The organism is Actinomadura sp. KC345, assembly GCF_004348515.1.
In the GTDB taxonomy this organism is placed as follows: Bacteria; Actinomycetota; Actinomycetes; order Streptosporangiales; family Streptosporangiaceae; genus Spirillospora.
On record NZ_SMKH01000430.1, the window covers coordinates 1 to 5025 of the forward strand.

At 72.4% G+C, this 5025-nt stretch carries 4 protein-coding genes; 2 read left to right on the plus strand and 2 right to left on the minus strand.

Annotation, left to right across the window (positions count from 1 at the left end; translation table 11 throughout):
• Positions 1–156: 156 nt before the first annotated feature.
• Together E1281_RS37335 and E1281_RS37340 are read right to left on the minus strand one after the other, a co-directional pair.
• Positions 157–1425 carry a beta-ketoacyl-[acyl-carrier-protein] synthase family protein gene (locus E1281_RS37335; RefSeq protein WP_131884422.1) on the minus strand — a complete coding sequence of 423 codons (1269 nt, stop codon included), beginning with the start codon at positions 1423–1425 and terminating at the stop codon, positions 157–159.
• A complete protein-coding gene (locus E1281_RS37340) occupies positions 1425–2912 on the minus strand; it encodes a class I adenylate-forming enzyme family protein (protein ID WP_131884423.1) in 1488 nt (495 codons plus the stop codon). The genes E1281_RS37335 and E1281_RS37340 overlap by 1 nt, the downstream gene beginning before the upstream one ends.
• Before the next feature lie 126 nt (positions 2913–3038).
• On the opposite strand from E1281_RS37340, the gene E1281_RS37345 reads away from it, so the two are divergent.
• Positions 3039–3518, plus strand: a complete 480-nt coding sequence (locus tag E1281_RS37345; protein ID WP_131884424.1) for a MarR family transcriptional regulator — start codon at positions 3039–3041, stop codon at positions 3516–3518.
• Positions 3519–3618: 100 nt separating this feature from the next.
• Positions 3619–5025 (plus strand): AMP-binding protein (locus tag E1281_RS37350; RefSeq protein ID WP_165959273.1); only part of this gene is annotated, 1407 nt, incomplete at its 3' end.

Sequence of the window (5025 nt, forward strand, 5' to 3'; positions counted from 1 at the left end):
TCCTTTGTCCACGCGAGGAGGATGTCGAGGGGCGGCTTGGGGACGAACAACTGATGTTTGACGTCAGCGTCAAATATCGCGGCCGGAGCTGACTGTGTCAAGGGTCTCATTGCGTCCGGAACCGCCAGGGGTGCCGCGAAGGCACCAGGTCAGAAATTAGGGACGGCAGAGAACCAGCGATGCGTCCTGCCCGCCGAAGCCGAACGCGTTGATCTGCGCGACGCCGACGTCCAGCTCGATCGGGCGCCCGATGATGACGTCGAACTCCGCTTCCGGCTCGACCCGGGCGGTCCCGGCGACGTGCGGGAGGCCCCCGGCGTCCATCGCGTGCCCGGCGGCGATCACGCCCATCGCTCCCGACGCCGCGCCGGTATGCCCCAGATGCCCCTTGAGCGAGGTGACCGGCAGCGGTTCCGCCCGTCCGCCGTGGGCGCCGCCGTGCACGCTGTTGATCGCCTTGATCTCGGCCGCGTCGCCCTTCGGCGTCGCGGTGGCATGCGCCACCAGGGCACCGACCTCGGCGGGCGGCAGGCCCGCGTCCTCCAGCGCCGACCGCATCGCGCGGGCCTCCCAGAGGCCGTGCGGTTCCGGCGAGGACGGGTGGTGCCCGTCGGCGAGCGTGGCGAAGCCCGCGACGCGCGCCCGTGCCCGCGCGCCGCGGGCTCGCGCGTGCCCGGCGGACTCCAGGACCAGCGCGGCGGACCCCTCGCCGGTGACGATGCCCGAGCGGTCCACGTCGAACGGCAGGCTGGCCCGCGCCGGATCGCGTTCGGCCGTGGTCATCCCGTACGCGGCCTGGCCGACGAACATCGCGGGGACGAAGTCGCCGTCGGCCTCCCCGCTCGCCAGCGGCAGCCCGCCCTCGGTGCCGCCGACGATCGCGACGTCGGCCTGCCCCGCGCGGATCAGCGTCCGGGCGAGCCCGATGGCGTCCAGCGACGACGCGCACGCGGTGCACACGGTGAGCTGGGGGCCGTGGAGACCCCACCGCATCGCGATCTGCGCGGCCGCCATGTTCGGCCAGATCTGGATCATCGTCTTGCGCTCGACCGCCGCCGTCCCGCCGGTGTCGTAGTCGTGCTGGGCCTTGAGCAGGGCCCGGCCGCCGCCGATGCTCGTGCCGTGCACGACCGCGGTCCGCTCCGGATCGAGCGGGCCGAGCCCGGCGTCCTCGACGGCCTGGACGGCGGCGGCGAGCGCGAACTGGGCGAACAGGTCCGTCCCGGCGACGACCCTCTCGTCCATCCAGTCGTGCGGCCGGAAGCCGGGCACGCCCGCCCACCAGCCGAAGGGCACGCCGGGCTTGCCCGACCACGGCGCCGGGCCGATCGCCACCTCGCCGTCCCGCAGGCCGGCGAGCATCCGGTCCGCGCCGATGCCGAGCGGCGACACCGCACCCCATCCGGTGATCACGACGTCGTCCATCAGGATGCCTCCGATGCGCGCAACAGGAACTTCTGGACCTTGCCCATGGAGTTGCGGGGCAGTTCCGGGACGAACTCGAACCGTTTGGGGACCTTGTAGGCGGCCAGGCGGGCGCGGCAGTGCGCGCGGAGCTCGTCCTCCCCCACCTCGCGGTCCGGCGTCCGGGCGACGACCGCGGTGACCGCCTCGCCCCACCGCGGGTCCGGCCGGCCGACCACCGCCGTCTCGCGGACCGCCGGGTGGTCGGCGAGCACGCGCTCCACCTCGCCGGACGCCACGTTCTCGCCGCCGGTGACGATGATGTCCTTCTTGCGGTCCACCACGAGCAGCCGCCCGTCTTCGGTGAACCGCCCGATGTCGCCGGACAGCAGGTGGCGGCCGTCGGCCGAGCTCTCCAGCCGGCTCGCCGGATTGACGTAACCGAGGAACGGGGTGACGTTGCGGACGCCGATCTCGCCGGTCTCCCCGGCGGGGCAGCGCGAGCCGTCCGGGGCGAACAGCGCGACGTCCGCGCCGAGCATCGGGCGGCCGACGCACTGCGGCACGACCGCGCCGCGGGTCTTGGCCTCGTAGGTCACCCAGCCGCCCTCGCTCCACCCGTACGCCTCGCCGACTACGGCGTTGGGGAACGCGTCGAACGCCTCGTCCAGCAGCGCCGGGTCGGCGGCCGAGCCCGAGGAGAGCACGAAGCGGGCGGCGGCCAGCGGGGGCCGTCCGCGCCCGCGCCACTCGTCGATGATCTGCGTCAGCATCGAGGGGACGAGGAACGCCCACGTGCAGCGTCCCGCCAGCTCGTCGCACGCCGTACCCGCGTCGAAGGAGGTCATGACGCGGTTGGTCGCGCCGACCAGCAGCGCGAGGATCGAGAGCCCGCCGTAGGAGTTGTGGAACATCGGCCCGGGGGTGAGGACGGTCGTGTCCGAGGTGAGGCCGAACTGGTGCGCCCAGCGGAGGTACTGGACGTACATGCCCTGGCCGTCGTACACGGCCCCCTTGGGAAACCCGGTGGTGCCCGAGGTGTAGCCGATGATGAACGGCTCGGACGGGTCGCTCGGCGCGAAGCTCTCCCAGGGGTCGGCGTCACCGGTCAGGGTCGCGGAGCAGATCGGCTCCGGACGGCGCCTGGGCGACAGCGTGTCGAGGACGCCGTCGAACTCGGCGCCGTGCAGCAGGACCCCGGCGGACGAGTCGTCGAGGATGTAGTCGATCTCGGGCGCGGCGAGCAGGTTGTTGACCGGCAGCGCCGGTTCCCCGGCGAGCTGGCAGGCGAAGAACGCCAGCACCGCGTCCGGCCCGTTGCGTTCGAGGATCGCGACCGGCGACCCGTCGGCGGCGCGCCGGACGGCGGTGGCCAGCCGGAGCACGCGGTCGAGTGCCTGCGCGTAGGTCAGGGAATCCTCGGACGCCCCGGCGCGTGCGATGGCCGGCCTGTCCGGGAACGACCCGGCGTTGAGCCGCAACTGGTCCACCATCGTGTGCTGCAACATCTGGTCCCTCCGCTCCGGCCGGGACGGCCGTCAGGCCCGCGTCCGCATGTCGGGCACGGTAACCCGGTATATCTGCGCTATCAACTATTGAATGCGCTGCTACTTCTGGGCGGCTACGTTGGGGCCGTGCCGACACACCGCATGGATCCGATCGAGGAAGGCCGCCGCAACTGGCTGGAGCACGACTCCGGCCCGGTCGAACAGATCAGCGCGGCGACCGCGCTGACCAGGGGGAAGCAGATCGCCGTCCGGCGGACGGCCGCCGCGTTGGGCGAGCACGGCCTGACCTTCTCCCAGTTCGAGGTCCTGATGGCTCTGGCCGAGCACGCGGCCCCGCTCGGCATGGGGGAACTCGGCGCCGCGCTTCGGCTGCACCCGACGACGGCGGCGCGCACGGTGGCGCGCCTCGAACGGGCCGGGCACGTCGAGCGCGTCGCCAGCGAGCACGACCGGCGCGTCAGCCTCGTCCGCGCCAGCGCGCACGGGGCGGAGGTGACCGCGTCGGCCCTCGCCGGGCTCCGGGACATCCGCTTCGGCCTGGACGGCTGGGACGCCGAGGACGTCCGGCGCTTCACCCGGGCCGTCGCCCCCTTCCTCACAGACTGACCCCGCGACCCGGGGGCGGAAGCACGCCCATTGAATGGTTGTGAGTGCAGATATATCGTGCTCCTGCCGGACGAAGCCGCCGACCCCAAGGGGCCCTCGGATGCACTACGGAACTTTCGTGACCAGGCACGCGACGCGCTTCCCGGCCCGGGTGGCCCTCGTGGACGACGACCACTCACTGACCTACGCCGAACTCGACGACCGCACGAACCGTCTCGCCCACGCCTTCCACGACCTCGGCCTCGCGTCCGGCGACCGGGTCGCCCTCATGACGGACAACCGCCTGGAGTGCGTCGAGGTGATGGTCGCGGCGTCGAAGGCCGGGCTGGTGTTCGTCCCGCTGGACTTCCGGCTGGACGACGCGGCGGCCCTTCACCTGCTCCGCCACAGCCAGGCGAAGGCCGTCGTGGTCGGCGCCTCCCACGCGGACCAGGCTGAGGGCCTCGGCCGCGAGGAGACCGCGGTCGAGTCGTGGGTGTTCCTGGACGGCACGGGCTCCGGGCTCGACTACGAGAAGCTACTGGCGCGGGCGGCGCCCGGCCCACTGGAGCCGTCCGTCGATGACGACGCGGGCTTCTGCATCCTCTACACGAGCGGCACGACGGGCGTCCCGAAGGGCGTGTTCTTCACCCACCAGCAGACCATGGACAACGCCATGGCGGTGATGAAGGACTTCGAGGTCGGCGCCGACACCCGCTACCTGGTCTCCTACCCGCACAACTCGGCCGGTTCGGTGAACCACGTGTTCGGCCCCGTGCTCATGGCGGGCGGCCGGCTGGTGCTCGGCGACGTGCGCGGCTTCGAGGCGGAGCGGTTCTTCGCCACGGTCGAGCGCGAGCGGATCACGCACGCGCAGCTCGTCCCGACGATGCTGTTCCGGCTGCTCGCCTCGGACGCCGACCACGACCTGAGCAGCCTCACCACCGTCGGCTACGCGTCGGCGCCCATCCCCGCGCCCCGGGTCAAGGAGATGCTCGAACGGTTCGGGCCGATCTTCCTCCAGGCGTACGGGATGACCGAGACCTGCTCGTTCGCGACCGTCCTGACCAAGGCCGACCACGAGGCCGTCGGCACCGACCGCGAAGGCGTCCTCGCCTCCTGCGGGCGGGCGACGTACGGGGTGGAGGTGCTGGTCGTCGACGAGGACGACCGCCCGGTGCCGCCCGGGACGCCGGGCGAGGTCATCATGCGCGGCCGGTGGCTGAGCCGGTCGTACTGGGACGACCCGGAGTTGACGGCGGAGACCAACCGGGGCGGCTGGCTGCACTCCGGCGACGTCGGGCGCATGGACGAGGAGGGCTACCTCTACCTGGTCGACCGCAAGAAGGACCTCCTGATCATCGGCGGCGCGAACATCGCGAGCAAGGAGATCGAGGACGTCCTCTACGAACTCCCCGGCGTCCTGGAGGCCGCCGTGATCGGCGTACCGGACGAGGAGTGGGGCGAACGCCCCCACGCCGTCCTAACCCCGCACCCCGGCCAAGAGATCACCCCCGCCGAGGTAGAG